Origin of the sequence: Microlunatus sp. GCM10028923, from assembly GCF_042666975.1 — a bacterium.
In the GTDB taxonomy this organism is placed as follows: domain Bacteria; phylum Actinomycetota; class Actinomycetes; order Propionibacteriales; family Propionibacteriaceae; genus Microlunatus.
This window is the reverse complement of record NZ_JBHTFF010000003.1, coordinates 473,531-497,457: the sequence shown is the minus strand read 5'-3', so window position 1 is coordinate 497,457 and position 23,927 is coordinate 473,531. Positions and strand designations below refer to the sequence as shown.

The 23,927-nt window shown below is 70.1% G+C and carries 25 protein-coding genes; 17 read left to right on the top strand and 8 right to left on the bottom strand.

Annotated elements, in window-relative coordinates; all coding sequences use genetic code 11:
* Positions 1-15: 15 nt before the first annotated feature.
* On the bottom strand, positions 16-1,101 hold the full coding sequence (locus ACFQU4_RS09585; protein WP_377490175.1) for a glycoside hydrolase family 172 protein: 1,086 nt from the start codon (positions 1,099-1,101) through the stop codon (positions 16-18).
* Positions 1,098-2,423, bottom strand: a complete 1,326-nt coding sequence (locus ACFQU4_RS09580) for a neutral/alkaline non-lysosomal ceramidase N-terminal domain-containing protein (RefSeq protein ID WP_377490172.1) — start codon at positions 2,421-2,423, stop codon at positions 1,098-1,100. Before ACFQU4_RS09580 ends, ACFQU4_RS09585 begins: the two co-directional genes overlap by 4 nt.
* 272 nt (positions 2,424-2,695) lie before the next feature.
* Here ACFQU4_RS09580 and ACFQU4_RS09575 point away from each other — a divergent pair, with 272 nt between their 5' ends.
* Positions 2,696-5,119, top strand: coding sequence for a tetratricopeptide repeat protein (locus ACFQU4_RS09575; protein WP_377490170.1), 2,424 nt, complete (start codon positions 2,696-2,698; stop codon positions 5,117-5,119).
* Here ACFQU4_RS09575 and ACFQU4_RS09570 read toward each other — a convergent pair.
* Together ACFQU4_RS09570 and ACFQU4_RS09565 are read right to left on the bottom strand one after the other, a co-directional pair.
* Positions 5,116-5,661 (bottom strand): hypothetical protein, encoded by a 546-nt coding sequence (locus ACFQU4_RS09570; protein ID WP_377490167.1) that lies wholly within the window; start codon positions 5,659-5,661, stop codon positions 5,116-5,118. The two genes, ACFQU4_RS09575 and ACFQU4_RS09570, sit on opposite strands and share 4 nt — an antisense overlap.
* Positions 5,662-5,746: 85 nt before the next feature.
* Positions 5,747-5,872 (bottom strand): hypothetical protein, encoded by a 126-nt coding sequence (locus ACFQU4_RS09565; RefSeq protein ID WP_377490164.1) that lies wholly within the window; start codon positions 5,870-5,872, stop codon positions 5,747-5,749.
* Here ACFQU4_RS09565 and ACFQU4_RS09560 point away from each other — a divergent pair.
* The 7 genes from ACFQU4_RS09560 to ACFQU4_RS09530 all read left to right on the top strand — a co-directional run bounded on the left by ACFQU4_RS09560 (position 5,871) and on the right by ACFQU4_RS09530 (position 14,483).
* Positions 5,871-7,283 carry a hypothetical protein gene (locus ACFQU4_RS09560; protein ID WP_377490161.1) on the top strand — a complete coding sequence of 471 codons (1,413 nt, stop codon included), beginning with the start codon at positions 5,871-5,873 and terminating at the stop codon, positions 7,281-7,283. The two genes, ACFQU4_RS09565 and ACFQU4_RS09560, sit on opposite strands and share 2 nt — an antisense overlap.
* 210 nt (positions 7,284-7,493) lie before the next feature.
* Positions 7,494-8,849, top strand: a complete 1,356-nt coding sequence (gene lat / locus ACFQU4_RS09555) for an L-lysine 6-transaminase (RefSeq protein ID WP_377490158.1) — start codon at positions 7,494-7,496, stop codon at positions 8,847-8,849.
* 8 nt (positions 8,850-8,857) lie between these two features.
* A complete protein-coding gene (locus ACFQU4_RS09550) occupies positions 8,858-10,396 on the top strand; it encodes an aldehyde dehydrogenase family protein (RefSeq protein WP_377490155.1) in 1,539 nt (512 codons plus the stop codon).
* Between the two features lie 2 nt (positions 10,397-10,398).
* Positions 10,399-12,588 carry a transketolase C-terminal domain-containing protein gene (locus tag ACFQU4_RS09545; RefSeq protein ID WP_377490152.1) on the top strand — a complete coding sequence of 730 codons (2,190 nt, stop codon included), beginning with the start codon at positions 10,399-10,401 and terminating at the stop codon, positions 12,586-12,588.
* Complete coding sequence (locus tag ACFQU4_RS09540; protein ID WP_377490149.1) at positions 12,585-13,757, top strand: acyl-CoA dehydrogenase family protein; 1,173 nt, start codon at positions 12,585-12,587, stop codon at positions 13,755-13,757. The genes ACFQU4_RS09545 and ACFQU4_RS09540 overlap by 4 nt, the downstream gene beginning before the upstream one ends.
* Before the next feature lie 31 nt (positions 13,758-13,788).
* Positions 13,789-14,037: a type II toxin-antitoxin system Phd/YefM family antitoxin gene (locus tag ACFQU4_RS09535; RefSeq protein WP_377490146.1), complete on the top strand. Its 249-nt coding sequence runs from the start codon at positions 13,789-13,791 to the stop codon at positions 14,035-14,037.
* Positions 14,034-14,483, top strand: a complete 450-nt coding sequence (locus ACFQU4_RS09530) for a PIN domain-containing protein (RefSeq protein WP_377490143.1) — start codon at positions 14,034-14,036, stop codon at positions 14,481-14,483. Before ACFQU4_RS09535 ends, ACFQU4_RS09530 begins: the two co-directional genes overlap by 4 nt.
* Before the next feature lie 14 nt (positions 14,484-14,497).
* Here the strand turns inward: ACFQU4_RS09530 and ACFQU4_RS09525 are convergent, their stop codons facing one another.
* From ACFQU4_RS09525 to ACFQU4_RS09515, 3 genes are read right to left on the bottom strand one after another with little or no spacing between them, the layout of a single operon-like run.
* Positions 14,498-15,238: an HAD family hydrolase gene (locus ACFQU4_RS09525; RefSeq protein WP_377490140.1), complete on the bottom strand. Its 741-nt coding sequence runs from the start codon at positions 15,236-15,238 to the stop codon at positions 14,498-14,500.
* Entirely contained in the window at positions 15,235-15,660 is a 426-nt protein-coding gene (locus tag ACFQU4_RS09520; RefSeq protein WP_377490136.1) for a PIN domain-containing protein, read from the bottom strand. Before ACFQU4_RS09520 ends, ACFQU4_RS09525 begins: the two co-directional genes overlap by 4 nt.
* Complete coding sequence (locus ACFQU4_RS09515; RefSeq protein ID WP_377490133.1) at positions 15,660-15,899, bottom strand: AbrB/MazE/SpoVT family DNA-binding domain-containing protein; 240 nt, start codon at positions 15,897-15,899, stop codon at positions 15,660-15,662. The genes ACFQU4_RS09520 and ACFQU4_RS09515 overlap by 1 nt, the downstream gene beginning before the upstream one ends.
* A gap of 75 nt (positions 15,900-15,974) precedes the next feature.
* Here ACFQU4_RS09515 and ACFQU4_RS09510 point away from each other — a divergent pair, with 75 nt between their 5' ends.
* The 9 genes from ACFQU4_RS09510 to ACFQU4_RS09470 all read left to right on the top strand — a co-directional run bounded on the left by ACFQU4_RS09510 (position 15,975) and on the right by ACFQU4_RS09470 (position 23,187).
* Positions 15,975-16,445 carry a MerR family transcriptional regulator gene (locus tag ACFQU4_RS09510; RefSeq protein WP_377490130.1) on the top strand — a complete coding sequence of 157 codons (471 nt, stop codon included), beginning with the start codon at positions 15,975-15,977 and terminating at the stop codon, positions 16,443-16,445.
* 51 nt (positions 16,446-16,496) lie between these two features.
* Positions 16,497-17,480, top strand: a complete 984-nt coding sequence (locus tag ACFQU4_RS09505) for an aldo/keto reductase (protein ID WP_377490127.1) — start codon at positions 16,497-16,499, stop codon at positions 17,478-17,480.
* Positions 17,481-17,497: 17 nt separating this feature from the next.
* Positions 17,498-18,328: an aminoglycoside phosphotransferase family protein gene (locus tag ACFQU4_RS09500; protein ID WP_377490124.1), complete on the top strand. Its 831-nt coding sequence runs from the start codon at positions 17,498-17,500 to the stop codon at positions 18,326-18,328.
* 24 nt (positions 18,329-18,352) lie between these two features.
* Complete coding sequence (locus ACFQU4_RS09495) at positions 18,353-19,069, top strand: polysaccharide deacetylase family protein (protein WP_377490121.1); 717 nt, start codon at positions 18,353-18,355, stop codon at positions 19,067-19,069.
* Complete coding sequence (locus ACFQU4_RS09490; protein ID WP_377490118.1) at positions 19,062-19,646, top strand: TetR/AcrR family transcriptional regulator; 585 nt, start codon at positions 19,062-19,064, stop codon at positions 19,644-19,646. The genes ACFQU4_RS09495 and ACFQU4_RS09490 overlap by 8 nt, the downstream gene beginning before the upstream one ends.
* Positions 19,639-19,794 carry a hypothetical protein gene (locus tag ACFQU4_RS09485; protein ID WP_377490115.1) on the top strand — a complete coding sequence of 52 codons (156 nt, stop codon included), beginning with the start codon at positions 19,639-19,641 and terminating at the stop codon, positions 19,792-19,794. Before ACFQU4_RS09490 ends, ACFQU4_RS09485 begins: the two co-directional genes overlap by 8 nt.
* Before the next feature lie 66 nt (positions 19,795-19,860).
* Positions 19,861-20,808 carry a deoxyribose-phosphate aldolase gene (gene deoC / locus ACFQU4_RS09480; RefSeq protein WP_377490112.1) on the top strand — a complete coding sequence of 316 codons (948 nt, stop codon included), beginning with the start codon at positions 19,861-19,863 and terminating at the stop codon, positions 20,806-20,808.
* Positions 20,809-20,824: 16 nt separating this feature from the next.
* Positions 20,825-22,282: an aldehyde dehydrogenase family protein gene (locus ACFQU4_RS09475; protein ID WP_377490109.1), complete on the top strand. Its 1,458-nt coding sequence runs from the start codon at positions 20,825-20,827 to the stop codon at positions 22,280-22,282.
* Between the two features lie 2 nt (positions 22,283-22,284).
* Complete coding sequence (locus tag ACFQU4_RS09470) at positions 22,285-23,187, top strand: aldehyde dehydrogenase family protein (protein ID WP_377490106.1); 903 nt, start codon at positions 22,285-22,287, stop codon at positions 23,185-23,187.
* Positions 23,188-23,199: 12 nt separating this feature from the next.
* Here ACFQU4_RS09470 and ACFQU4_RS09465 read toward each other — a convergent pair whose 3' ends face one another.
* Positions 23,200-23,874, bottom strand: a complete 675-nt coding sequence (locus ACFQU4_RS09465; RefSeq protein WP_377490103.1) for a hypothetical protein — start codon at positions 23,872-23,874, stop codon at positions 23,200-23,202.
* Positions 23,875-23,927: the final 53 nt, after the last annotated feature.

Here is a 23,927-nt window from a genome sequence, read left to right as displayed (position 1 = left end):
CACGGGACCAGTGTGCTAGATGATCTCCAGCGCGTCACGGTCCGGGAACTCCGGGAACGGAGCGGTGGGCAGGGTCTGGTACCAGTAGGCGACGGAGGCGATGTCGTCCTGCAGCGGCAGGTAGCGGCCGCCGCTGCGCCAGCCGAGCGCCTGCATGGTGACCTTCAGCCCGGTCCGGAACCGGATCGGATCGGTGATGTGCCAGCGATACAGGCCGTACCGGGTCTGAGTGCGGCCGGGATCTTGATCACTGCCGTCGGGCGTCGTGTTCAGCGGCATCCCGGCGTACGGCGTCGTGAAGGTCTCGTAGCGCGAGCCGACGTGGAAGCACCAGGCGCCGCAGAAGTAGTCCTCGGTGCCGGTGCCGCAGATCGTCGGCGCGTCCTCGCCGTCCAGGAACCACTTCAGCTCGCCCTCGCCCCACCAGCCGCCGTTGTTCACGCCCCAGGCGACGGAGGTGCCGACGTAGTGGCCGCGGCCGGAGACGCCGTCGATGATCGTGTACTCCTCCGCGTACGGCAGCGGGTTGGTCCGGCGGAACTGGGCATGGAAGTACGCGGCGTCCTCCGGCACCTCGGTGAGCTGGTAGTTCACCTGGTAGAACAGCACACACTCCTCGTCGGCCAGGTTCTCCACGGTGATCCGGCAGTGCTGCCGGAACGGCATCTGCCAGTAGGAGTTGAACCCGTTCTTCGGGTTGACGCAGACCGCGAGCGACGAGATCGGCGCATAGACGCCCCAGCCGGAGGCGAAGAAGTCGTTCAGCGGCGTCTCCACCGACGGCTGCTCCTGCCCGTCCCAGTAGATCCGCAGGACCAGCGTCCGGGCGGCCGCCGTGGTGGTCATCCAGATCTGCTGGATCGAGCCGGGCCCGTCGATGTCACCGAGCTCGAAGATCGACTTCGGCGCGATCTTGACCGCCGGGGCGACCTTCCAGCCCTGGCCGAGATCGCGGGCGGCCGCCGCACCGAGTCCGTCGGTGGCCAACGCCCCCTGCCCAGGGGCGCCGGTCGGGTTCTCCGCCGACAGGGACCGGGACTGGGCGTCGGAGAGCTGATGCAGGTTGCCGAGGTGAAGGCCGAGGCCGTCGAAGGAGGTCACGCGGTGGTCCGTTCTGTGAGGAGGCTCATGATCGCGGACCGGACGATCTCTTCGGTCCGGGTCGTGAACCGCCCGGACCGGTAGACGTAGGGATAGGAGTCGTCCGGCTCGTAGCCACCCTCGCGCACCTGATCCGCGGTGACCACGTAACCGATCATGCCGTTGGTGTACGGGATCGGCAAGACACCTCCGTTGGACCAGTTCTTCAGCCACAGGCCGTACTCGACGGTGATCTCCGCGTCCAGGCCGAGCAGGGCCAGCCCGTCGGTCAGCTCGAGCATGATCAACCGGAGCGGGATCTCCTCGGTGATCAACTCCGGGTGCGCGAGCAGGTGCCGAGACCAGTCGCCCCAGATCCCGTCCTCGTCCTTGCGGTTCGCCAGCATGGCCAGCGACGGGGTGTGCAGCGGCAGCTGGGCGGTGCCGGTGCGCGTCCGTACGGCAAGGTCGCCGGCGGGCTCCAGGCCGGCGTCGATCACCGCGATCACCGAGTCGGCGAGCGCACCGCCGAGCCGGTCGAGGTCGGCATCACCGCCGCGGACGAACCGGTCCCCCTCGGTCAGGGCGGGGTCGAGATCGCCGCAGCAGCCCTGCAGGAACGCGATCACCACCGTCTTCCCCGAGCCTGTCGAAGCGTCGTCCTGAGCCTGTCGAAGGGGGCCAAGGCGCTCGGCCAGCCGGGCCCGGGTCACCCCGGGGAAGTCGGGTCCCGCCAACTGGTCCGCGGTGATCACCGGATGGCAGGCGTAGTGGGTCAGCAGCGCCTTCGCCGACCCGTCCGGCCGGTCGAACCTGATCACCGTGACCTCGGGATCGACCGGCCCGTCCGGGTCCGGGCCGCCGCGGCCACCGTCGGGATCGGCCCGGCGGCGGTTCAGCGCGATCGAGCAGGAGCCGCTGCCCCGCGCCACCGTGACCGGTTCCCGGTCCGCGACCGCGGCCGCAACGGCCTCGAGCGTCGTCGTCGCCAGGAAGTCGAGGTAGTCGCGATCACCGCGGCCGACCAGCGTCGAGAAGGTCAGCCCGGGCTGCGGACCACTGTGCGTGTGGGACGCGTGCAGCAGCACCGCCTCCGCGCCGATCCCGTGTTCGGCGGCGATCCTGGCCCGCAGCGCCTCGGCGACGTCCGGGCCCCACCAGAGCAGGTCGGCGGCGACCAGCACCGCCCGCAGCCCGCCGTCGTCACCGAACGCGAACGCCTGCAGTTCCAGCGGGGCCCGCACCCCGGTCATCGGTTCGGTACGGCTGGCGAACCCGGACAGGTCGACCGGGTGCCGCGGCGTGATGTCGGCCGTGGCGGCGCCGAGCGTGGTGCTGGTCATGATCAGACTCCGGTGAGCTTGACGGTGGACGCTTGGTGACAGCGTGCCAGATGATCTTCGTTCTCCGGCTGTCCGACCATGATCATTTCATCGCTCCGTCAGGTCCTGGCCGGTGGTCGACGAGCCTCAGCCTGATGATCGAGATCATGTGCGCTGGTGGGTGGGCCGGCCGCGGGTTCCGGCGAGACGTTCCGGTCGGGTGCTGGCGCGAGCGGTGGGCGGGCGTGAAGATGGGACGCGATCCGCAGCAGCGCCGGCACAGAAGAGAGAGCATGGGACTCGACAGCGACCAGCCGCCCGGCCCGCTCGACGTGCGGTCGTACGACGACCTCGCGACGGCACTGCGGCGGTTGCGCGCCTGGTCCGGCTTGTCGATCCGCCGTACCCACGAGCAGGTGGACCGGTTGCGCCGGCAGGCCGGCCGGGCAGCCCCGGGGTTCGAGACGGTCCGGCGCTGCTTCGAGGCCGGCCGCACCCGGATGGACACCGAGCTGATCGTCGACATCGCCCAGATCCTCCTGCGCGGCGACCGGTCCCAGGCCCTGGCCTGGCGGCGCGCCTGCGAACTGATCGAGTCCGGCGCCGGATCGGTGGTCCGGATCGATCGGGAGCTCCCGGTCGCGGCCGCGGACTTCGTCGGCCGGCGCGCCGAACTCCGGCAGATCATGGCCGCGGCGGAGAATCCCGGGCCGGTGGTCATCGTGATCACCGGGATGCCCGGCACCGGCAAGACCGCGCTGGCCGCGCAGACCGGCCGGCTGCTGACCGGACCCGAGTCCGGCGATCCGTCGCCGGCACGTCGGATGGCCGTGAACCTGCGTGGCTATGACACCGACAACCCACCGGCCGATCCGGCGGCCGTCCTGGACGGTCTCCTCCGCGAGGTCGGGGTCAAGCCGCACCGGTTCGCGGGTCAGGCGGCGTCGGCGCGCCTGACGCTGTTCGCCGACGCGGTACGGGACCGGCCGCTGGTGCTCCTGCTGGACAACGCCCGGTCCGCCGACCAGGTGGCGCCGCTGGTCCCGGACCTGCCGCACTGCGTGGTCCTGATCACCAGCCGGCACACGCTCGACTTGGACGCCACGGCAAGAGTCCGGCTGGACCCCCTGACCACGCCGGAGTCGCTGGATCTGTTGCGGGCACAGGTGGGCGCCGGCCCGGTCGACGGCGCGCCCGAGGCGGCCGCGAAGATCACCGAGCTCGCCGGGCGCAACCCGCTCGCGCTGCGGTTGATCGCCGGCCGGATCCGGGACCATCCCGGGATCACGCTCGCCGACCACCGGGACTGGCTGCTCGACGACCGGGCCCGCGGCCGGCTCGAGGACGGCGTCGAACTCGCGCTGCGCTCCTCGTACCAGCAATTCCCGGAGGCGACGGCCCGCCTGCTGCGACTGCTGGCGCTGCATCCGGGCCGCGACCTCGACCGCTACGCCGCAGCCGCACTGGCCGACCAGTCCGACTCCGCCGTGGCGACCCAGCTGGACGCGCTGGCGGCCGGCAGCATGCTCGAACCGCTGCCCGGCGACCGTTTCCAGCTGCATGACCTGGTCCGGGCCTTCGCGGCGGAGGAGGCCCAGCGCACCGAGCCGCCGCCGGTCCGGGAGGCCGCGATCGGCAGGCTGCTCGACTACTACCGCTTCGCCGCCGCGGAGGCGATGGACGCCTACTCGCCGCAGAACCGGGACCGGCGTCCGAGGATCGCTCCGATCGATCGTCCCGGCCCGGCGTTCCCGGACCGCGAAACCGCACGGTCCTGGCTCGACACCGAGTACGCCAACCTGGTCGATGTCGCCGTGAAGCTGACCGGCGACCGGCTGCCCGGTCACGGAGTCGACCTTTCCACCACCCTGTTCGCCTATCTCGACGACGCCGCACACCACGGAGTCGCCCTCCGCCTGCACGAGCACGCGGCATCAGTGGCGGACGGCGTCCAGCGGGGCCGGGTTCTGGTCAACCTCGGCGCCACCGCCGCCGAGCTGGGCCGATTCCAGGACTCGGTCGGCTACTACGAGCAGGCCCTGGCAATCCACCGCGAGCACGGCGACCGGGCCGGCGAGGGACGGGCGTACGGCAATCTCGGCATCGCGAGTGCCCAACTCGGCCGGCACCTCGACGCGATCGACCATCTCGAGCGCGCCGTCTCGATCCACCGGGAGGTCGGCAATCGTACGAACGAAGCAATCGCGAGCGGAAACCTGTGCCAGCTCTATCAGCTGATCGGCCGGTACGACGAGGCCCGGACGTTCGGTCAGCGCCATCTGAAGATCGCTCGGGAGATCGACCACCGGCTGGCCGAAGGAGTCGCTCTCGGCAATCTCGGCGACCTGGACCGCAGTGAGGGCCGGCACGCCTCCGCACTCGACCTGCACGAGCAGGCGCTGCTGATCGCCCGCGAGACCGGGACCCGGGGCCAGGAAGTCGCGGCGACGAACGAGATCGCGACCGACCTCCGCCTGCTCGGCCGGTTCGACGAGGCGAGCAAGGCGCACACGGACGCACTCGCCCTGGCGACCGCGCAGGACAACCTGATCCACCAGGCCAAGGCCCGCGAAGGACTGGGCCGCTGCCTGCTCGCCGTCGACGGTCCCGGCTCTGCGGCCGCCCGATCCGAATTGACCGCGGCGCTGCGCATCTTCACCGACCTCGGCGTGCCCGCGGCGGCCGATATCGCCGACCTGCTCGCCTCGCTGGACTAGCCGGCCGACGACCATTCCTTTCCCGGCTCGTGCTTCCACTCGGGACACGGTGCCGAGGGAACGCAGCCGGCGGTCCGGTACCAGCTCTCGGATGGCGTGAACAGATTGGTGCTGAGCTTGTAGACCCCGCGACGTCCGACGTAGTAGGCGGGACCGTCCGTCGGCTGGATCTCGCGGTACTGCGTACCGTGAATGACCGCGGAGCCGAATCGGTCGGCCAGGGTCGGGTATCCGATGAACGGGCCCGTATGGCCGTCCGGGGCCGGCACCGTCAACTTGCTCGGCAGCTGCACGGTGAGCCGGGTCTGCCATGGGCCCCAGGTGATCCGGCCGAGCCCGGAATCGTACGTGCCGACCCGACCCTCGTCACCCCTGGCTTGGCCGCAACCGGCGATCTGTCGGCCCTCGATCTGCAGGGCGGTCGCGCATTGTGTCGTGGTCGGCGGCAGGCTCGTCGCCTGGGCGGCGGCCGGAAGCCCCGGCAGGAATACCGCGACCACGAGACTCAGGGTCACCGCGATCCGTGTCCAGAACCTTCGCATCTGCTTCACTCCTCCGTCGGTCGGCTCCGTCGTGAAGTCTGTCAGGTGTGGCCCGCCGGCGGACTCGGAATCGAGTCGAATCGAGTCACCGCTCGGGGACGGGCGCGCCGACTCGGTTCGACTCGATTCCGGGCGGGCCGATGGGCGACGCGGCGACGCTGAACTCGTCCGGCCGCCGGGTCGGATCGACCACCTCTCGAGGAGTGATCATGTCGACGCCGCGTCGATCCTGGGTTGCGAGTGCGCTCGTCGTCCTGGTGTTCCTGTCCGCCTGCAGCACCCCGGTGCGCATCAACGGAGCCGAGGTGGACAGCAAGGTGCCCTTCCTCTCCGCCGTGGAACAGGCCTGGCGGGAGAAGAGGGCCGACGACAACCATGCCCGGCCGGCGACCGAGACCGGGTGTTGGCTGCTCCGCGAACCCAAGACCGGCACCCTGCAGCCGCGCGCCTTCTGCGGACCGATCCGGCATCTGGAGGACCGCGGCAAGCCCGGGGTGTTCGACGAGATGGAGTACGAGCCGCGCTTGATCGGCGACAAGCAGGTCACGGTGGACCCGGACGACATCGATGCCGGCGACACCGGGTTGGAGGTGCCGCCCGGCGTCGAGCTGTACCGCCCGGACGGCAAGAAGCCCGTGCCCCCCGACCAGGTGCCAACGCCAGAGCTGCCGAAGGCCGACACCGGAACGATCGTCAAGGACGAATCGGGCACGCTCCCGGACGGGACCGAGCCGGAGGGCGCCGTGATCAAGGCGCCCGGGTTCATCTTCACACTGAATCGCGTTGCCACGCTGGACGAGCTTCCGGGCGGCGGAGATCGCCGGTGGCCGATGGCTCCCGCCGAGCACGAGGAGTTCCTCGCGTTCACCGTGACCCGCCAGTACGACCGGGAGTTCAAGCGGGGCAGGGCCGGCACCGCGGAGACGTACTCGCTGCGAGCGGGCGGAGAGATCCACCGGCTCGAAGAGCTCCTCGGCTACGACAGGGGGCTGTTCGCGATCAGCGAGGACCCGGTGACCCTGGTCGCTTCGGTCCCTGTGGATGCCGAGGCCGAGTTGGTCGTCGGCGTCGCGGGCGTGGACCAGACGATCTCACTGCGGACCGGCAAGCGGACCTCGACCACGGCCGCCGCCTACTACCGCGGGAACTCGGCCGCCGGAGTGAACGAGCAGTACGCGCCTCGCCGCGCGACGATAGGCGACTTCCAACTCCAGCACAGCATCAGCTTCACCAAGGCGTCGGTGGCGCCGTTCGACCGGAACCGCGGCTGGGCCCCGCCGGGGCAGATGTGGTTCTACCTCGCCTGGGACGACCGTACCTCGCAACGCGCCGGACCGAACGCGAACCTGTATCGCGCCGACTACGACTCGGGAGCTTCCCTCCGGCTGACCGGCTCGGACAAAAGGCCGATCGAGATCATCGAGGGCAATCCCGTGGCCAAGATCAACTTCGGCGAAGACGGCACCGTGGTCGCGCTGGTCCCGGAGACGATCACGTCGATCACCGTGGACTACGCACCGCAGGGCCATTTCCAGGTCACGAGCTCCTACACAAACTCCGACGCGACGCCGAAGGAGGGCAACTTCGATTTCGAGCTCAAGTCGTTCACCATCGAGTTCTAGATCGCGCGGTTGCGAGAGGCGTCCCAGCCGGGTTCTCGGGCGGATTCCGTGGCCGGCACACTATTCGCGGGACCGACGGCACGCTATGGCGGAGAACCTCCACCCCCACTACGCTTCCCACCTCCACATCGTCCGGCGCGACGGTTCGCTATCGAGAAGACTTCTCCTCTAGAGTGGATCTCACCGTAATTCATTCTGTGAGGAGGCGACATGGCCGAACATGCCCACGTTTCCGCTGCCGAGGTGCACGAGGTGCTCTCCCGGCACGTACTGACCGACGGGTTCAAGCTCGTCCTGGACCTGGAACGCAGCCGCGGTAGCCGGCTGATCGACGCGCGGACCGGCGTCTCCTATCTGGACCTCTACACGTTCTTCGCCTCCGCGCCGCTCGGGCTGAACCCGGCCGGGCTGGTCGACGATCCGGCGTTCCTGGCCGAGCTGTCCATGATCGCCGCGAACAAGCCGGCCAACCCGGACATGTACTCCAGCGCGTACGCGGAGTTCGTCGAGACCTTCGCCCGGGTGCTCGGGGACCCGGAGCTGCCGCACCTGTTCTTCATCGAGGGCGGCGCGCTGGCCGTCGAGAACGCGCTCAAGGTCGCCTTCGACTGGAAGAGCCGGCAGAACGAGGCGGCCGGCCGGGATCCCGGGCTGGGCACCAAGATCATGCACCTGAGCAAGGCGTTCCACGGCCGGAGCGGCTACACCATGTCGCTCACCAACACCGAGCCCGGCAAGGTCGCCCGGTTCCCGAAGTTCGACTGGCCGCGGATCGACGTACCGGCGATCGTGCATCCGCTCGAAGATCATCTCGAGGCCGTGACCGCGGCCGAGGAGCGCGCGCTTTCCCAAGCCCGCAAGGCGTTCCAGGATCATCCGCACGACATCGCGGCGTTCATCGCCGAGCCGATCCAGGGTGAGGGCGGGGACAACCACCTGCGGCCCGAGTTCCTGCAGGCGATGCAGCAGCTCGCCCATGATCACGACGCCCTGTTCATCGTGGACGAGGTGCAGACCGGCGCCGGGACCACCGGTACCGCGTGGGCGTACCAGCAGCTGGGGCTGGAGCCGGACGTCGTCGCGTTCGGCAAGAAGGTGCAGGTCGGCGGGATCATGGCCGGTCGCCGGGTGGACGAGATCGCCCAGAACGTGTTCCACGTCTCCGGCCGGATCAACTCCACCTGGGGCGGCGGGCTGGTCGACATGGTGCGGTCGCAGCGGCTGCTGGAGATCATCGAGGCCGAGGGCCTGATCGAGGCCGCCGGGCCGAAGGGTGACCGGTTCGTCGCCGGGCTGCGGGCGCTCGCCGCCGAACGGCCCGGGACGCTCGCCAACGTGCGCGGCCGCGGCCTGATGATCGCCGTTGACCTGGCCGACGCCGGCGCGCGTGATGCGCTGCTGGCCGACCTGCGCGACACTGAACACGTGGTGGCGCTGCCCTGCGGTGAGCGATCGATCCGGTTCCGCCCGGCCCTGTCGATCGAGAACGAGGAGATCGACGAGGCGGTCGCCGCCCTGGGCCGCGCGCTGAGCCGACTCGCCGACGGAACGGAGAACATGCAGTGAGCAGGACCTTGATCACTTCGGTCGTCGACGGCAAGCACGTCGACGGTGGCAGCACCGTGGCGAGCAGCAACCCCGCCCGGCTCGCCGACGTGGTCGGCGAGGTCGCCTTCGCCGACGCGGCAACCTTCCTTCGCGCCGCGGAGTCGGCCAAGGCCGCGCAGCGCGAGTGGGCGGCGGTTCCGGCTCCGATCCGCGGCCGGGCGATCGCCCACATCGGCCGGCTGGTCGAGGACAACAAGGAGGCGCTGGCCCGGCTGGTCACCGCCGAGATCGGCAAGCCGTACGCGGAGGCGCTCGGCGAGGTGCAGGAGATCGTCGACACCTGCGACTTCTTCCTCGGCGAGGGCCGTCGGCTGTACGGGCAGACGGTGCCGAGCGAGATGCCGGACAAGCAGCTGTTCACCCACCGGGTCCCGGTCGGGGCCGTCGCGGTGATCACCGCCGGCAACTTCCCGGTCGCCGTGCCGTCCTGGTACATCGTGCCCGCGCTGCTGGCCGGCAACACGATCGTCTGGAAGCCGGCCGACTACTCGCCGGTCGTCTCGGCGGCCTTCCACGAGATCTTCGTCCGCGGCGGCGGCCTGCCGGCCGGCGTGTTCAACCTGGTCTTCGCCGACGGTGAGCAGACCTTCGCCGGGCTGCAGCAGTCACTGGAGCGCGGGCTGATCGACAAGATCGGCTTCACCGGCTCGTCGGCCGTGGGCCGCGAGATCGGCGCCCTGGCCGGCCGGCACCTGCAGAACGCCTGCCTGGAACTGGGCGGCAAGAACCCGCTGGTGATCACGCCGAGCGCCGATCTTGATCTTGCCGTCGAGGGGGCCTTGTTCTCCGGCTTCGGCACGGCCGGGCAGCGCTGCACCTCGCTCGGTACGGTGATCGTCCACGAATCGGTGCACGACGAGTTCCTGGCCCGGTTCGCCAAGGCGGTCGAGGCCGCCACGGTCGGCGACCCGGCCCAGGAAGTCCTGATGGGCCCGATGCTGGACCAGAAGTTCGCCGACCGGTACGAGGAGTACCTCGACTGGATCCAGCCGCACCACACCGTGGTCGGCGGGAAGGGCAGGATCGGCGCGGACAACCCGCGGGACGGGTTCGTCGGCGATCCGAGTGCCGGACTGTTCTACCACCCGGTGGTCGTCGACGGCGTCCGGCCCGATGATCAACTCTTCCTCGAGGAGACCTTCGGCCCGATCGTCGGCGTGATCACGTACGGCGATCTCGATCAGGCGATCGACCTGGCCAACCGGCCGGGTTACGGGCTCTCCTCGGCGATCTACACGACCGATCCGCAGGAGGCGTTCACCTTCCGGAACCGGATCGGGGCCGGCATGGTGTCGATCAACAACTCGACCTCGGGCGCCGAGGCGCATCTGCCCTTCGGCGGCAACGGCAAGTCCGGCAACGGTTCCCGGCAGTCCGGGGTCTGGGTGCTCGACCAGTTCACCCGCTGGCAGTCCGTGAACTGGGACTACTCGGGCCGGCTGCAGAAGGCGCAGATGGACACCGTCGAGCTGACCCCGGATCGTGACTTCCGACTGGACGACTGATCATGGCGACGCCGGCCGAGGAGCTGGACCGGGCCTTCCGCGACCGGCTGGCAAAGGTCGCTGAGCCTGTCGAAGGGCCAAGCCCGGTGACCCCAAGGCCCTTCGACAGGCTCAGGGCACGTACCGAGGGACACGACTGGGACCGGCTCTTCACCGCGCAGGCGACCAGTCGGCACCTTGATCTTGTCGCGCGCGAGCTGCAGGCCCGCGGGCTGGCGTACTACACGATCGGGTCGGCCGGGCACGAGAGCAACGCCATGGTCGCGCTGGCCACCCGGGTCGGCGATCCGGCGCTGCTGCACTACCGGTCCGGCGGGTTCTACGCCGCGCGGGCCGGGCTGCTGCCGGGCGGCACGCCGGCCACGGATGTCCTGCAGGGCTTGATGTGTCTGGCCGACGAGCCGATCGCCGGCGGCCGGCACAAGGTGTTCGGCCACCCGGACCTGGCGATCATCCCGCAGACCTCGACGATCGCCTCGCACCTGCCTCGCGCGGTCGGGCTGGCGATCGCCCTGCAGCGGGCCGACCGGCTCGGCGTTGATCATGAATGGCCGGCCGACGCGCTCGTGGTGTGCTCGTTCGGCGACGCGTCCGCCAACCATTCGACGGCGACCGGCGCGATCAACACGGCGATCAACACCGCCTACCGGGGCCTGCCGGTGCCGATCCTGTTCGTCTGTGAGGACAACGGTCTCGGCATCTCGGTCCGCACCCCGGCCGGCTGGATCGAGCACGCGTACGGGAGCCGGCCGGGCCTGGACTATCTGGCCGCGGACGGCGCCGACCCGGCCACGGCCTGGCCGGTGATCGAGGAGGCGGTCCGCCGGGTCCGTGATCATCGACGGCCGGTGTTCCTGCACCTCCGTACGGTGCGCTACCTGGCCCATGCGGGCAGCGACGCCGAGATCGGCTATCGCAAGCCGAGCGAGATCGAGACGGCGTACGACCTCGACCCGCTGCTCGGCACCGCCCGGGCCATGATCGGCAACGGCAGCACTCCGGCGCAGGTGCTGGCGACCTACGACCGGATCGGCGCCGAGGTACGGGCCGAGGCGGACCGGCTGACCGGAGCCCGCCAGCTCACCTCGGCCGCCGAGATCATCGAACCGCTGGCACCACGCAGCCCGGACCGGGTGGCCGCACTCGCGGCGCAGTGGGCCGAGGGCCGGTCCGAGCGGCCGGCGACGCTGGCCGAGTCGATCAACACGACGCTGTCCGTGATCATGGAACAGGACCGCCGGGTGATCACGTTCGGTGAGGACGTCGGGGTGAAGGGCGGGGTCTACGGGGTGACCCGCGGCCTGGCCCGCCGGTTCGGCACCGCCCGCGTGTTCGACACGATCCTGGACGAGCAGTCGATCCTCGGCCTCGCCCTCGGCGCGGGCCTGGCCGGGCTGGTGCCGATCCCGGAGATCCAGTATCTGGCCTACCTGCACAACGCCGAAGATCAACTCCGCGGCGAGGCGGCCACGCTGTCCTTCTTCTCCCGCGGCCGCTGGCGCAATCCCCTGGTGATCAGGATCGCCGGGCTGGCGTACCAGAAGGGCTTCGGCGGGCACTTCCACAACGACGACGCGGTCGCGGTGCTGCGGGACATCCCCGGCATCGTCGTCGCCTGTCCAAGCCGCGCCGACGACGCACCCGCCCTGTTGCGGACCTGCGTCGCCGCGGCGGCGACGGACGGCACCGTGGCGGTGTTCCTGGAGCCGATCGCGCTCTACCACACCCGGGACCTGCACACCGACGGCGACGGCGGCTGGCTCGGCGTCGATCATGGTGAGCCGGCGCCGATCGGACGGGCCCGCACGGTCCGGACCGGGGCGGAGCTCACCATGATCACATTCGGCAACGGCGTCCCGATGAGCCTGCGGGCCGCCGAATCGCTGGCCGGACAGGGCATCGAGGCGACCGTGCTGGATCTGCGCTGGCTCGCCCCGCTGCCTGCCGCCGACGCAGTTGCCGCCGCCCGGAGCACCGGCCGGGTGCTGGTCGTCGACGAGACCCGGCACTCGGGCGGCGTCGGCGAGGGAGTGATCACGGCACTGGTCGAAGGCGGCTTCACCGGCCCCATGGCCCGGGTGTCCAGCACCGACAGCTTCGTACCCCTCGGTGCGGCCGCCCGTCACGTCCTGCTGGACACCGATGAGATCATCAAGGCGGCCACCGACCTGGCCGGGAAGGAAAGATCATGACTGTCGGTCCCCTGGAGTTCCTGGGTGTTGATCACCTGCTCAGCGAGGACGAACGGGACATCCAGGCCGGTGTCCGCGAGTTCGTCGACGAGCGGGTCCGGCCGCACATCGCCGGCTGGTACGAGAGCGGCGAACCCGACCTCGGCCTGATGAAGGAGGCCGGCGCCCTCGGCCTGCTCGGCATGCACCTGACCGGCTACGGCTGCGCCGGCGCCAACGCCGTCTCGTACGGGCTGGCCTGCCTCGAGCTGGAGGCCGGCGACTCCGGCGTCCGGAGCATGGTCTCGGTGCAGGGATCGCTGGCCATGTACGCGATCTGGAAGTTCGGCAGCGAAGATCAGAAACAGGCCTGGCTGCCCGGGATGGCCGCCGGCGAACTGATCGGCTGCTTCGGGCTGACCGAGCCGGACTTCGGCTCCAATCCGGCCGGGATGCTGACCCGGGCCCGGCGGGACGGCGACGACTGGGTGATCAACGGCACCAAGATGTGGATCACCAACGGCAGCGTCGCCGACGTGGCGATCGTCTGGGCCCAGACCTCGGACGACCCGAAGGGCATCCGCGGCTTCGTGGTGCCGACCGACTCCCCCGGCTTCTCCGCGCCCAAGATCGGCAAGAAGCTGTCCCTGCGCGCCTCCGTGACGTCGGAGTTGATCTTGGAGGACGTACGGCTGCCGGGGGACGCCGTGCTGCCGGAGGTGTCCGGCCTGCGCGGACCGCTGTCCTGCCTCAACGAGGCCCGGTTCGGCATCACCTTCGGCGCGCTCGGCGCCGCCCGGGACTGCCTGGAGACGGCGCTGGCGTACGCAAGCACCCGGGAGGTGTTCGGCCGCCCGCTGGCCGCATTCCAGCTGACCCAGGCCAAGCTCGCCGACATGGCCCTGGAACTGCAGAAGGGCTTCCTGCTGGCGCTGCACCTCGGCCGGCTCAAGGATGATCATCGACTGGACCCGCGCCAGGTCAGCCTCGGCAAGCTCAACAACGTCCGCGAAGCCCTCGCCATCGCCCGGGAGTGCCGGGCCGTTCTCGGCGCCGCCGGCATCACCGGCGAGTACCCGATCCTGCGCCACGCCAACAACCTCGAGTCGGTGCTCACCTACGAGGGCACCTCGGAGGTGCACCAGCTGGTGATCGGGCAGGCCCTGACCGGCCACAGCGCCTTCAAGTGAGCCGGCGTTCTACATGTAGTACATTGGTCGCATGGATACGGCAAGCGCGCGGGAGTTCAATCAGAAGTCCTCCCAGATCCTCGCTGAGGCCGAGCACGGCCGGACCGTGCGGGTCTACAAGAACCGTCGGCATGTGGCCACGGTCATTCCGGCTGGTCAGGACCCGCAGCCCAACTTTCCGACCGATGCGATGGGAGACGACCCGAGTGCTCCGGTTTTTGCGGGACCGGGCGATCTGGTTGAGCGCATGGACGATAACCTGCACGGCTTCGGACGATGATCGAGTCGGCGATCGCCGCGCCAGTCGCGATTGCGGATACGTCCGGACTGCTGGCGTTCTTCGATCAAAGCGAACCTGAGCACAAAGGGTGCCGTGCCGCAATGGCGACCCTTAGTCACGCAGTGATTTCACCCATGGTGCTCGCCGAGCTCGACTACCTGCTCACGACCGGAATCAGCGCGGACGCTGCCGAGCAGGCGCTCGATTACGTGATCGGCCAGAGCGCCATCGAGCGATTTGAGGTTCCGGACATCGGGCCCGAACTGGCAGCCGCCCAGGTCGTCATGCGACGACACAGCGAGATCGGGCTCACGGATGCCATGAATGTCGCCTTAGCGGCAACGTTCCGCACCAACGTGATCCTCACCCTCGATCGCAAGCATTTCCGCGCCCTTCGGCCGCTCTTTGGTGAGAAGTATTTTCGGCTCCTTCCCGACGACCTCTGACGAGAGACGCCCGATCAGGATCGCTCGGAGTCCTCGGCGCGCGCGATCCTGCGGAGTTCGCCCGAAATGGGTCCACCACCGGCGTACTTGCCGATCACGGCATCGATCGAGCCGTCCACCGGACCGATGATCATCCGCAGCACTTCCTCGAGCGAGTTCACCGCGCCCGGAATCCCGGCGTCGCCGCGGTCGATCTGCACCGCGGCGATCCCCAGGTCCTCCGCCGCCGCACAGTTGGCGGGCCGGTCGTCGACGAAGATCGCCTGTTCGGGCCGGACCCCGAGACCGGCCAGCGCGGCCCGGAAGATGGCGGGATCGGGCTTGGCTGCCCCCACCTCGCAGGACAGCACCGCCCGGTCGGTGAGGTCGGTGAGCCCGAACCGCTGCAGCAGGTCGGCGGTGTTGGCGAAGCAGTTGCTGACCAGCGCCGTGCCAATGCCGCGCCGCCGCAGCTCGGCCAGGAAGGGGCGGACGTCGGGATAGAGCGTGGCCCGCTCGACCAGGACCTCGCTGTCCCGCCGGACCAGCGCGGCCAGGTCCCGCGGCTCCCGGCCGGCCAGGCGGAACGTCGACGCGAAGGCCAGCTCCAGCGTGACCGCCCCGATCGTGAGTGCCTCGGCGTTGGCCCGGATCCCGGCGACCCAGTCGGCCCGGCTCAGGCCGGACAGGGCGACGAGTTCGTCGAGCGCAGCATCGAAGTCGACCTCGACCAGGGTGCGGTAGAGGTCGAGCAGGACGGCGCGGACCTCGGTCATGGGCGACGACCGCGAGTGTCAGGGAGAGCCAGCACCTCGCCGCCCTCCTCGCGCACCATCTCCGCGCAGGGCCGGTCCGACGTGGCGAACGGAAGGTCGAGTACGACGGCACTCAGCCCGGCCACGCAGTCGGCGAGGCTGACCGGGCGGTCCTTGCGGTGGTAGTGCCGCCCCCTCCAGCGACCGGCATCGACCAAGATCGCGGGATCGACATCGACCGGATGAACCCCGGCCAGGGCGAGGTCGGCCTCGACATCGTCGGGGTCAGCACCGTTCAACCGAGACATCCGGTCGAGTACCTCGCCGACGTTGAGCGGGTGCATGACGGCGTCGCCTTGCTCGAGCAACCGGCCCACCTCCTTGGCTGCCGGCTCACCTCTGAGGAACGCGATCGCTGCGTGGGCGTCGAGCAGGACTGCCATCAGCGCCCTCGCTCCCGCTCAGCGTCCTCCTCGCGGGCGGTCTCGCGAAGCTTCTCGGACGCCGTACCGCCGGCGTATTTGCCCATCACGGCACCGACGGGATCCGGGGGAATCGGCCTGACGATGATCCGGTCACCCTTGTCGAGGACGAGCACCTTCGAGGCCCGCCAGCGTCGACGAACCTCGGCCGGGATGGAAACCTGGCCGTTGGATGATACTCGTAACTCATACGATGACATGGCTCGATCATACAACCAGATTGCGGCTTCAGAACGTTTGCGTTTGAGCACGCTCCAAGGCGTACCTTCGAGGACATGACGCTCACGGCGACCGACGTACGGCAGCTCATCGAATCGACGCCGCCGGACCAGCTCCCGGCCCTGACCGATTCGCTCACCAGCCAGGTGTTCGGCGACGGGGTCGAGACGACGATGACCGTGGCCGAGGTCTCCGAGCTGGTGGGCGTCTCGGCCCACACGCTGCGCTACTACGAACGGATCGGCCTGGTCGAGGTCGCGCGGGACGCCCACGGCTACCGCTGCTACGACCGCAGTGCCGTCGGCCGGATCGTCTTCGTCACCCGGCTGCGGCTCTCCGACATGCCGATCCGCGACATCAAGAAGTACGTCGACCTGGTCAACCTCGGGCCCGACACGGTGCCGGACCGGCTCGCGCTGCTGGAACGGCACCGGGACCGGATCCGGCAACAGATCGCCGACCTGGAGTTCGCCGAGGCCGTGATCGATTACAAGATCACGACCTACGGCGGCAACTGCAGCGCCTAGTCCCCCACTCTTTCACTCTCTCGACTTCCCAAGCATTCAAGGAGATTCAGCATGCCCACCCTTCCGCGTCGCCAGCTCGGCGACCTCTCCGTCTCCGCCCTCGGCCTCGGCTGCATGGGCATGAGCAACGCGTACGGCCCGGCCGACCGGACCGAGTCGCTGGCGACGATCAACGCCGCCCTGGACGCCGGCGTGAACTTCCTCGACACCGCCGAGATGTACGGCGCCGGGCACAACGAGAGCCTGGTCGGCGAGGTGATCAAGCACCGCCGCGACGAGGTCGTGATCGCCACCAAGTTCGGCATCACGCCGCATCCGGTGACCCAGATGCCGAACGGCCTGGACGGTTCGGCCGACAACGCGCGGCGGGCGGTCGACGGTTCGCTGCAGCGGCTCGGCGTCGACGTGATCGACCTCTATTACCTGCACCGGGTCGACCCGGAGGTGCCGATCGAGGAGTCGGTCGGCGCGATGGCCGAGTTGGTCGCGGCCGGCAAGGTACGGGCGCTCGGTCTCTCCGAGGCTTCGCCGGAGGCGCTGCGGCGGGCTGCGGCGGTGCATCCGATCGCCGCGCTGCAGAGCGAGTGGAGCCTGTTCACCCGTGATCTGGAGGCCGAGGTGGTGCCGACCGCGCGCGAGCTCGGGATCGCCCTGGTCCCGTACAGCCCGCTCGGCCGAGGTCTGCTCACCGGCGCGGTCGCGACCACGACCGATCTGGCGGACAACGACTTCCGGCGTACGCTGCCCCGCTGGCAGGCCGAGAATCTCGACCGCAATCTGGCCCTGGTACAGCGGATCCGCGACCTCGCCGACGACCTCGGCACCAGCCCCGGCCGGATCGCCCTGGCCTGGCTGCTGGCCCAGGGCGACGACGTAGTGCCGATCCCCGGCACCCGACGCCGGACCAACCTCGAGGACAACCTCGGCGCCGCCGACGTGCACCTGACCGAGTCCGCGCTGGCCGGGCTCGACGCGCTGGTCGCCTCCGGCGACCGCTACCCGGACATGGCCTGGGTGGCCGGCCGCAGCGCCTGAGCCGGTACGGTCGCTCGGTGGTCAACGTCGAACAGGCGGTCGAGCGGCTCGGGCTGACCATCGAGCGGCGGCTCGACGGCGGCGTCTTCGGAGCCACCCTGGTCCGGAGTCCCGGCGCCGCGCGAGCCGTGCTCAAGCTGCTGCCGGACCGGGTGGCGCCGTCGCTGGACGCCGTGGCCGAGGCGGCGGCGCTGGCCGGCGGGCTCCGCGGCGCCGGCTACCCGATCCCGGCCGTGCTCGACCTGGGCCTGGTCGACGGGACGGTGTTCACCCTGCAGGAGTACGTGGCGGGCGAGGTCCCAGACCGGATCACCGAGCCGGTGGCCGCCCGGCTGGTCGAGCTCTGGGACCTGCACCGGGAGGCCGCCCCGGACACCGACGACGCCTGGGCCGTGCGCCTGGTCGACGAGATCCGGGCCGGGGTCGAGCTGCGGCCACAGCTGAGCGATCCGCGGGCGGTCGCGGTGCTGGACCGTGCCGTGGCGATCGGCCGGTCCGCCGATCCCGACGGCTTCCGTACCGGCGATGTGGTGCACGGCGACTTCCACACCGGCAACGTGCTCGTCGATGATCATGGACGGCTCGCCGCGGTGATCGACTGGGAGGGCACCCGGATCGGCGATGCCCGGTTCGACCTGGTCCGGTTGTGGACCGGCGGCGCCTCGGTCGATGCGTACGACCCGGCCGCCTCGGTGTTGATCAAGGAATGCGCCGAGGCTTCCGTACCCACTGAGGTCTGGCGGGTCTGCGGCGCCCGGATCGCCCTCGATCACCTCCGGTTCGCCACCTTCGTCGACCCCGAGTCGCTGCCCTGGGTGCTCCGGGAAGCCGCGCTGCTGCTCCGCTGACCCGGTTTTGATACCGTGTCTCAAATGAGGGCACGGGTGATCTTGATCATCACGGTGGTCTGCCTGCTCGAGCTCGTGCTGGTGCTCGGCGGCGGCTACCGGCTGATGAACGCGCGGACGGTGCAGGTCGCCGGCCGGCTGGTCGACCGGGTGGACACCACCGAGAAGGTGGTCGCGCTGACGTTCGACGACGGCCCGACCGGCGCGGCCGACGCCGAGGCGATCCTGGAAACCCTGGCCGACCGAGGAGTACGGGCCACGTTCTACCTCACCGGCAGCGGGATCGAGCAGTTCCCCGACGCGGCGGCCGAGTTGGTCGACGCCGGGCACGAGCTGGGCAATCACACCTGGAGCCATCCTCGGATGATCTTGCTCCCGCCGTCCCGGATCGCCCATGAGGTTTCCGCCACGGACCGGCTGATCCGGCAGGCCGGCTACGACGGGGAGATCAGCTTCCGGCCGCCGTACGGGAAGAAGTTGCTGACCCTGCCGCTCTATCTGGCGGCCACCCAACGGACGACCGTGACCTGGGACGTCGAGGCCGACAGCGAGGACAGCACCGGCCACTCGGCCGAGGAACTGGCCGCGGCGACGGTCGCCGGCACCAGGCCCGGATCGATCATCCTGCTCCATCCCTGGTACGGCCGCACGGCGACCCGGCAGGCGATCGGCATGATCATCGACGACCTGCACCGGCAGGGCTACCGGTTCGTCACCGTCTCGGACCTGATCCATGGCTAGGCCACCGGCCACCTCGCGGGAGGCCATCGACGAGGTCGCGCTCGACCTGTTCCTGGCCCACGGCTACGCCGCCGTCACCGTCGCCGACCTCGTCGCCGCGGCCGGCATCTCCCGGCCCACCTTCTTCCGGTACGTCACCCGGAGGGAGGACCTGGTCCTTGATCAGATCGCGGCGTTCGGCACCAGGGTCGCGGAGGTCCTGGACGGACAACCGGGTCGAGGCTGGCCGGCACTCGGCGGCGCCCTCTGCGACGCGATGGCGGCGATGGCGCCGGATTCGCCGACGGGCAAGGCGTTCCGGGTGATCCAGCAGGACGCCGATCTCCGGGCGACGGCGCTCGGACTGACCCGGACCTGGCGGAGGCAGCTCACCGAGTCCCTGGTCCGGCGCGGCGACTACGCCGGCGACCCGCTGCGCTGCGAGGCGGCCGCCGCCATGGCGATCGGCCTCGCCCAGATGATCTGGGCCGACCCACAGCGACACCCCGATCCGCACGCCGTCTTCACCGAAGCGGCCGGACTGACCGGCCGGACGGTCAGCCGGCGAGCAGCCGCCCGACGCGCTCCCGATGAGTGACAGCGATGCGATCATCACGGGTGCCGCCGCCGACAGCCAGGTCCCCCTCGGGCTGGCCCTGCTCAAGGCCACTCAAGAGTCCGGCGGCATCGACGCATTGCCGGTGCCGGATCGCACCGACCGTGCCCGATCGGTGGACTTCGATTGATCGCCCTCGACCGGGTCCGAACTGATCGATCCGTGGTCTTCCTGACCCAGCACTAGGATCGGCCGTATGAGCCCGGATCAAGACGTGATCGGCGACGCGATCGCCGACGAGACCCGGCTGCGGCGGTTCCTGACCGGTCTGCCGGCCGTCGACCCGGTCGGCCTCGAGCTGCGCGCGGCCAACCTCGCCACCCGGTCGATCAAGAAGGCGTCGAAGCTCGCCGCGCTGGACCTGGCGATCTCGATGGTCGATCTGACCACGCTGGAGGGGGCGGACACGACCGGCAAGGTGCGCAACCTGTGCCGCAAGGCGATCCTGCCCGATCCGGAGCAGCCGGAGACGCCGCACGCGGCCGCGATCTGCGTCTACCCGGACCTGGTCGAGACGGCGGTGGCCGAGGTCAAGGGGACCGGGGTGCTGGTGGCCAGCGTGGCGACCGCGTTCCCGTCCGGGCGGTCCAGCCTGGAGGTCAAGGTCGCCGACACCGAGCTCGCCGTCGCGGCCGGGGCGGACGAGATCGACATGGTGATCGACCGGGGCGCCTTCCTGGCCGGGAAGTACGGGCTCGTCCTCGAGCAGATCCAGGCGATCAAGGCGGCCTGCGGGTCGGCCCGGCTGAAGGTGATCCTGGAGACCGGCGAGCTGGCCACCTACGACAACGTACGGCGAGCGTCCTGGCTGGCCCTGCTGGCCGGCGCGGACTTCATCAAGACGTCGACCGGCAAGGTCTCCCCCGCGGCGACCCTGCCGGTCACCCACGTGATGCTGCAGGCGGTCCGGGACTGGCGGGACCTCACCGGCGAGCAGCGGGCGGTGAAGCCGGCCGGCGGGATCCGCAACGCCAAGGACTCGATCCGCTACCTGGTGGCCGTCAACGAGGTGGCCGGGCCGGAGTGGCTGGACCCGCACTGGTTCAGGTTCGGCGCCTCCTCGCTGCTGAACGATCTGATCATGCAGCGCCGGACCCAGCTCGAGGGTCACTACTGGGGCGCGAACTACGTGACCGTCGACTGATGATCAGGAGTTGATCATGGACTGGGAATACGCACCGGCACCGGAGTCGCCGAGTATCGCAGGCGTCAAGGACCGCTATCTGCCGTTCATCGACGGCAAGTTCGTCGAGGGTCACGGCGACGACGTGAAGACGCTCAACCCGGCCGAGGGTGAGCCACTGACCAGCTACTCGACCGTCACCACCGAGGACGTCGACACGGCGGTCCGCGCGGCCCGGAAGGCGTACGACCGGGTCTGGTCCCGGACCACCGGCGCGGACCGCGGCAAGTACCTGTTCCGGATCGCCCGCGGGATCGCCGAACGGGCCCGCGAGCTGGCCGTGATCGAATCGCTGGACAACGGCAAGCCGATCAAGGAATCGCGCGACTTCGACGTGCCGACGGCGGCCCAGCATTTCTTCTACCACGCCGGCTGGGCGGACAAGCTGCATCATCTCGGCCTCGGCCCGGAGCCGCGTTCACTCGGCGTCGCCGGCCAGGTGATCCCGTGGAACTTCCCGCTGCTGATGGCGGCCTGGAAGATCGCGCCGGCCCTCGCCGCCGGCAACACGGTGGTGATCAAGTCGGCCGAGACGACCCCGTTGTCGATCTTGGTGCTGGCGGAGATCATCGCCGACGCGGACCTGCCGCCGGGCGTCGTCAACATCGTCACCGGCGCCGGCGGCATCGGCTCCGCGCTGGTGAATCACCCGGACATCGACAAGGTCGCCTTCACCGGCTCCACCGCGGTCGGCCGGCGGATCGCCGCCGAACTGGCCGGCACCGGTCGCAAGGTCACCCTCGAGCTGGGCGGCAAGGGCGCCAACATCGTCTTCGAGGACGCGGCCCAGGACCAGGCGATCGAGGGCATCGTCAACGGGATCTTCTTCAACCAGGGCCAGGTCTGCTGCGCCGGCTCCCGGCTGCTGGTCCAGGAGTCGATCGCCGAGGAGTTCCTTGATCGTTTGAAGGCCCGGGTGGAGACGCTGCGGGTCGGCCATCCGCTGGACAAGAACACCGACGTCGGCGCGATCAACTCGGTGATGCAGTTGAACAAGATCAACGAGCTGACCGAGGCCGGCATCGCCGAGGGCGCCGAGGTCTGGCGGTCCTCCTGCCCGATGCCGGACAAGGGCTACTACGTGGCGCCGACGATCTTCAGCGAGGCCACCCAGTCGATGCGGATCGCCCGCGAGGAGATCTTCGGCCCGGTGCTCACCACGGTGACGTTCCGGACGCCGGACGAGGCGATCGCCAAGGCCAACAACTCCCCGTACGGGCTCTCGGCCGGGATCTGGACCGAGAAGGGCTCCCGGGCGATGGGGATGGCGGCCGCGCTGCAGGCGGGTGTGATCTGGGACAACACGTTCAACCGGTTCGACCCGGCGGCCAGCTTCGGCGGCTACAAGGAGTCCGGCTACGGCCGGGAGGGCGGCCCGGCCGGCATGGCGGCGTACCTGCACAGCGACGACGAGCCCCTGGCCGACGGGAAGTGATCATGGCGCACCTCGCGATTCCGAAGACGTACAAGCTGTTCATCGGCGGCAAGTTCCCGCGCTCCGAGTCCGGCCGTACCTACCAGGCGGTCGATGCCGAAGGAGGCTTCATGGCCAATGCGGCGCTGGCGTCCCGCAAGGATGCGCGGGACGCGGTGGTCGCGGCCCGGAAGGGTCTCCCGGCCTGGGCCGGTGCGACACCGTACAACCGGGGGCAGGTGATCTACCGGGCCGCGGAGATGCTCGAGGGCCGGGCCCGCGAGTTCACGAAGTTGATCACCACCAGCCGCGGCGTGACCAGCCGGGTCTCGGCCTCCGAGGTCGAGACCTCGATCGACCGGCTGGTGCACTACGCCGGCTGGACGGACAAGCTGGCCGCGGCCTTCGGCAGTTCCAATCCGGTGTCCGGCCCGTTCTTCTCCTACTCGGCGCCGGAACCGACCGGTGTGGTGGTGATCTTCGCCCCGAGGGATTCGCCGCTGCTCGGCCTGGTCTCGGTGATCGCGCCGGTGCTCGCCGGCGGCAACACGGCGGTCGTGGTCGCGGCCGAACCGGACCCGTGCGTCGCGATCGCGTTCGCCGAGGTGCTGGCCACCTCCGACCTGCCCGGCGGTGCCGTGAACGTGCTGACCGGGAAGGCCGCCGAGCTCGGCCCGCACCTCGCCGCGCACGCCGACGTCAACGCGCTCGACCTGACCGGCGTCACCGATCACCCGGATGATCATGAGTTGCGGACCGAACTGGAACGTTCCGCCGCGCAGACCCTGAAGCGGGTCTACGTGCCGGCCGGGACGCCGGACTTCGCCGCGCCGCCCGGGACCGGACGGCTGCGCGCGTTCCTGGAGACCAAGACCGTCTGGCACCCCACCGGCGCCGTCGCGCTCTCCGGCGGTTCCGGCTACTGACGCGGTCGGCAGTCAGACCGCAGCCAGGGCCCGATCTAGGGACTCGACCAGCGGCGCCGTCACGTCGGCCGAGCCGACCGGTCCGAAGGTGGTCAGGAAGCTGACTGTGTTGCCGAAGCGGAGCACCCGGACCCGGTACCACCACGAGTCGCCGCCGCCGCCGCCGGACGCGATCCCGTACGCCAGCTGGCGGTCCGGCAACGGCGGCGGGTCCACCCCGAGCCGGCCGATCGGCGTGTCCCGGCAGGAGTCGTCGACCAGCGCCGACCCCGCGTCGCCGAACCGGCTGCTGGCCACGTCCGGCGACTCCAGCACCAGCACCACGACGGTGACCCAGGCCCGGCCGTCAGCGGCCCGGCCGGCCGCTTCCACGGACGGCACTGTGCTGCCCCGGGCGCGCCCGATCGGCGCCTGCAGCGCGATGCACGGGTCGTCCGGCGGCCCGGCCAGCGGCGCCTCGGCGGTCAGCCGCACCTCGAGATCGGTCAAGTCCAGGGACTCGACGGCTGCCCGTACCTGAGCTTGATCAAGTTGCCGGTTCCGGGACGCCCAGTACGGTGCGGCCAGCACCACGCCGATCGCCAGCGCCGCGATCACCAGGATCGCCAGGCCCGGCAGGAACCACGGCCGGCGCCAGACCGCCGGCCGGACCTGGCCGAGTTCCAGCCAGTCCGTCTCATTCACCATGACCAGAGTGGGGAAGGTCGAGCCGCGACATCGCGGCCGGAAGCTCCCCGCTG

Excerpts from the sequence above, each read along its gene's own strand:
- ACFQU4_RS09535 (WP_377490146.1), top strand. The coding sequence starts at position 13,789 with ATGGATACGGCAAGCGCGCGGGAGTTCAATCAGAAGTCCTCCCAGATC.
- ACFQU4_RS09545 (WP_377490152.1), top strand. The coding sequence starts at position 10,399 with ATGGCGACGCCGGCCGAGGAGCTGGACCGGGCCTTCCGCGACCGGCTG.
- ACFQU4_RS09490 (WP_377490118.1), top strand. The coding sequence starts at position 19,062 with ATGGCTAGGCCACCGGCCACCTCGCGGGAGGCCATCGACGAGGTCGCG.
- ACFQU4_RS09570 (WP_377490167.1), bottom strand. The coding sequence starts at position 5,661 with ATGCGAAGGTTCTGGACACGGATCGCGGTGACCCTGAGTCTCGTGGTC.
- ACFQU4_RS09465 (WP_377490103.1), bottom strand. The coding sequence starts at position 23,874 with ATGGTGAATGAGACGGACTGGCTGGAACTCGGCCAGGTCCGGCCGGCG.
- ACFQU4_RS09525 (WP_377490140.1), bottom strand. The coding sequence starts at position 15,238 with ATGACCGAGGTCCGCGCCGTCCTGCTCGACCTCTACCGCACCCTGGTC.
- ACFQU4_RS09565 (WP_377490164.1), bottom strand. The coding sequence starts at position 5,872 with ATGATCACTCCTCGAGAGGTGGTCGATCCGACCCGGCGGCCGGACGAG.
- deoC (WP_377490112.1), top strand. The coding sequence starts at position 19,861 with ATGAGCCCGGATCAAGACGTGATCGGCGACGCGATCGCCGACGAGACC.
- ACFQU4_RS09560 (WP_377490161.1), top strand. The coding sequence starts at position 5,871 with ATGTCGACGCCGCGTCGATCCTGGGTTGCGAGTGCGCTCGTCGTCCTG.
- ACFQU4_RS09485 (WP_377490115.1), top strand. The coding sequence starts at position 19,639 with ATGAGTGACAGCGATGCGATCATCACGGGTGCCGCCGCCGACAGCCAG.
- ACFQU4_RS09515 (WP_377490133.1), bottom strand. The coding sequence starts at position 15,899 with ATGTCATCGTATGAGTTACGAGTATCATCCAACGGCCAGGTTTCCATC.
- ACFQU4_RS09520 (WP_377490136.1), bottom strand. The coding sequence starts at position 15,660 with ATGGCAGTCCTGCTCGACGCCCACGCAGCGATCGCGTTCCTCAGAGGT.
- ACFQU4_RS09475 (WP_377490109.1), top strand. The coding sequence starts at position 20,825 with ATGGACTGGGAATACGCACCGGCACCGGAGTCGCCGAGTATCGCAGGC.
- ACFQU4_RS09495 (WP_377490121.1), top strand. The coding sequence starts at position 18,353 with ATGAGGGCACGGGTGATCTTGATCATCACGGTGGTCTGCCTGCTCGAG.
- ACFQU4_RS09530 (WP_377490143.1), top strand. The coding sequence starts at position 14,034 with ATGATCGAGTCGGCGATCGCCGCGCCAGTCGCGATTGCGGATACGTCC.
- lat (WP_377490158.1), top strand. The coding sequence starts at position 7,494 with ATGGCCGAACATGCCCACGTTTCCGCTGCCGAGGTGCACGAGGTGCTC.
- ACFQU4_RS09470 (WP_377490106.1), top strand. The coding sequence starts at position 22,285 with ATGGCGCACCTCGCGATTCCGAAGACGTACAAGCTGTTCATCGGCGGC.
- ACFQU4_RS09505 (WP_377490127.1), top strand. The coding sequence starts at position 16,497 with ATGCCCACCCTTCCGCGTCGCCAGCTCGGCGACCTCTCCGTCTCCGCC.
- ACFQU4_RS09510 (WP_377490130.1), top strand. The coding sequence starts at position 15,975 with ATGACGCTCACGGCGACCGACGTACGGCAGCTCATCGAATCGACGCCG.
- ACFQU4_RS09575 (WP_377490170.1), top strand. The coding sequence starts at position 2,696 with ATGGGACTCGACAGCGACCAGCCGCCCGGCCCGCTCGACGTGCGGTCG.
- ACFQU4_RS09540 (WP_377490149.1), top strand. The coding sequence starts at position 12,585 with ATGACTGTCGGTCCCCTGGAGTTCCTGGGTGTTGATCACCTGCTCAGC.
- ACFQU4_RS09580 (WP_377490172.1), bottom strand. The coding sequence starts at position 2,423 with ATGACCAGCACCACGCTCGGCGCCGCCACGGCCGACATCACGCCGCGG.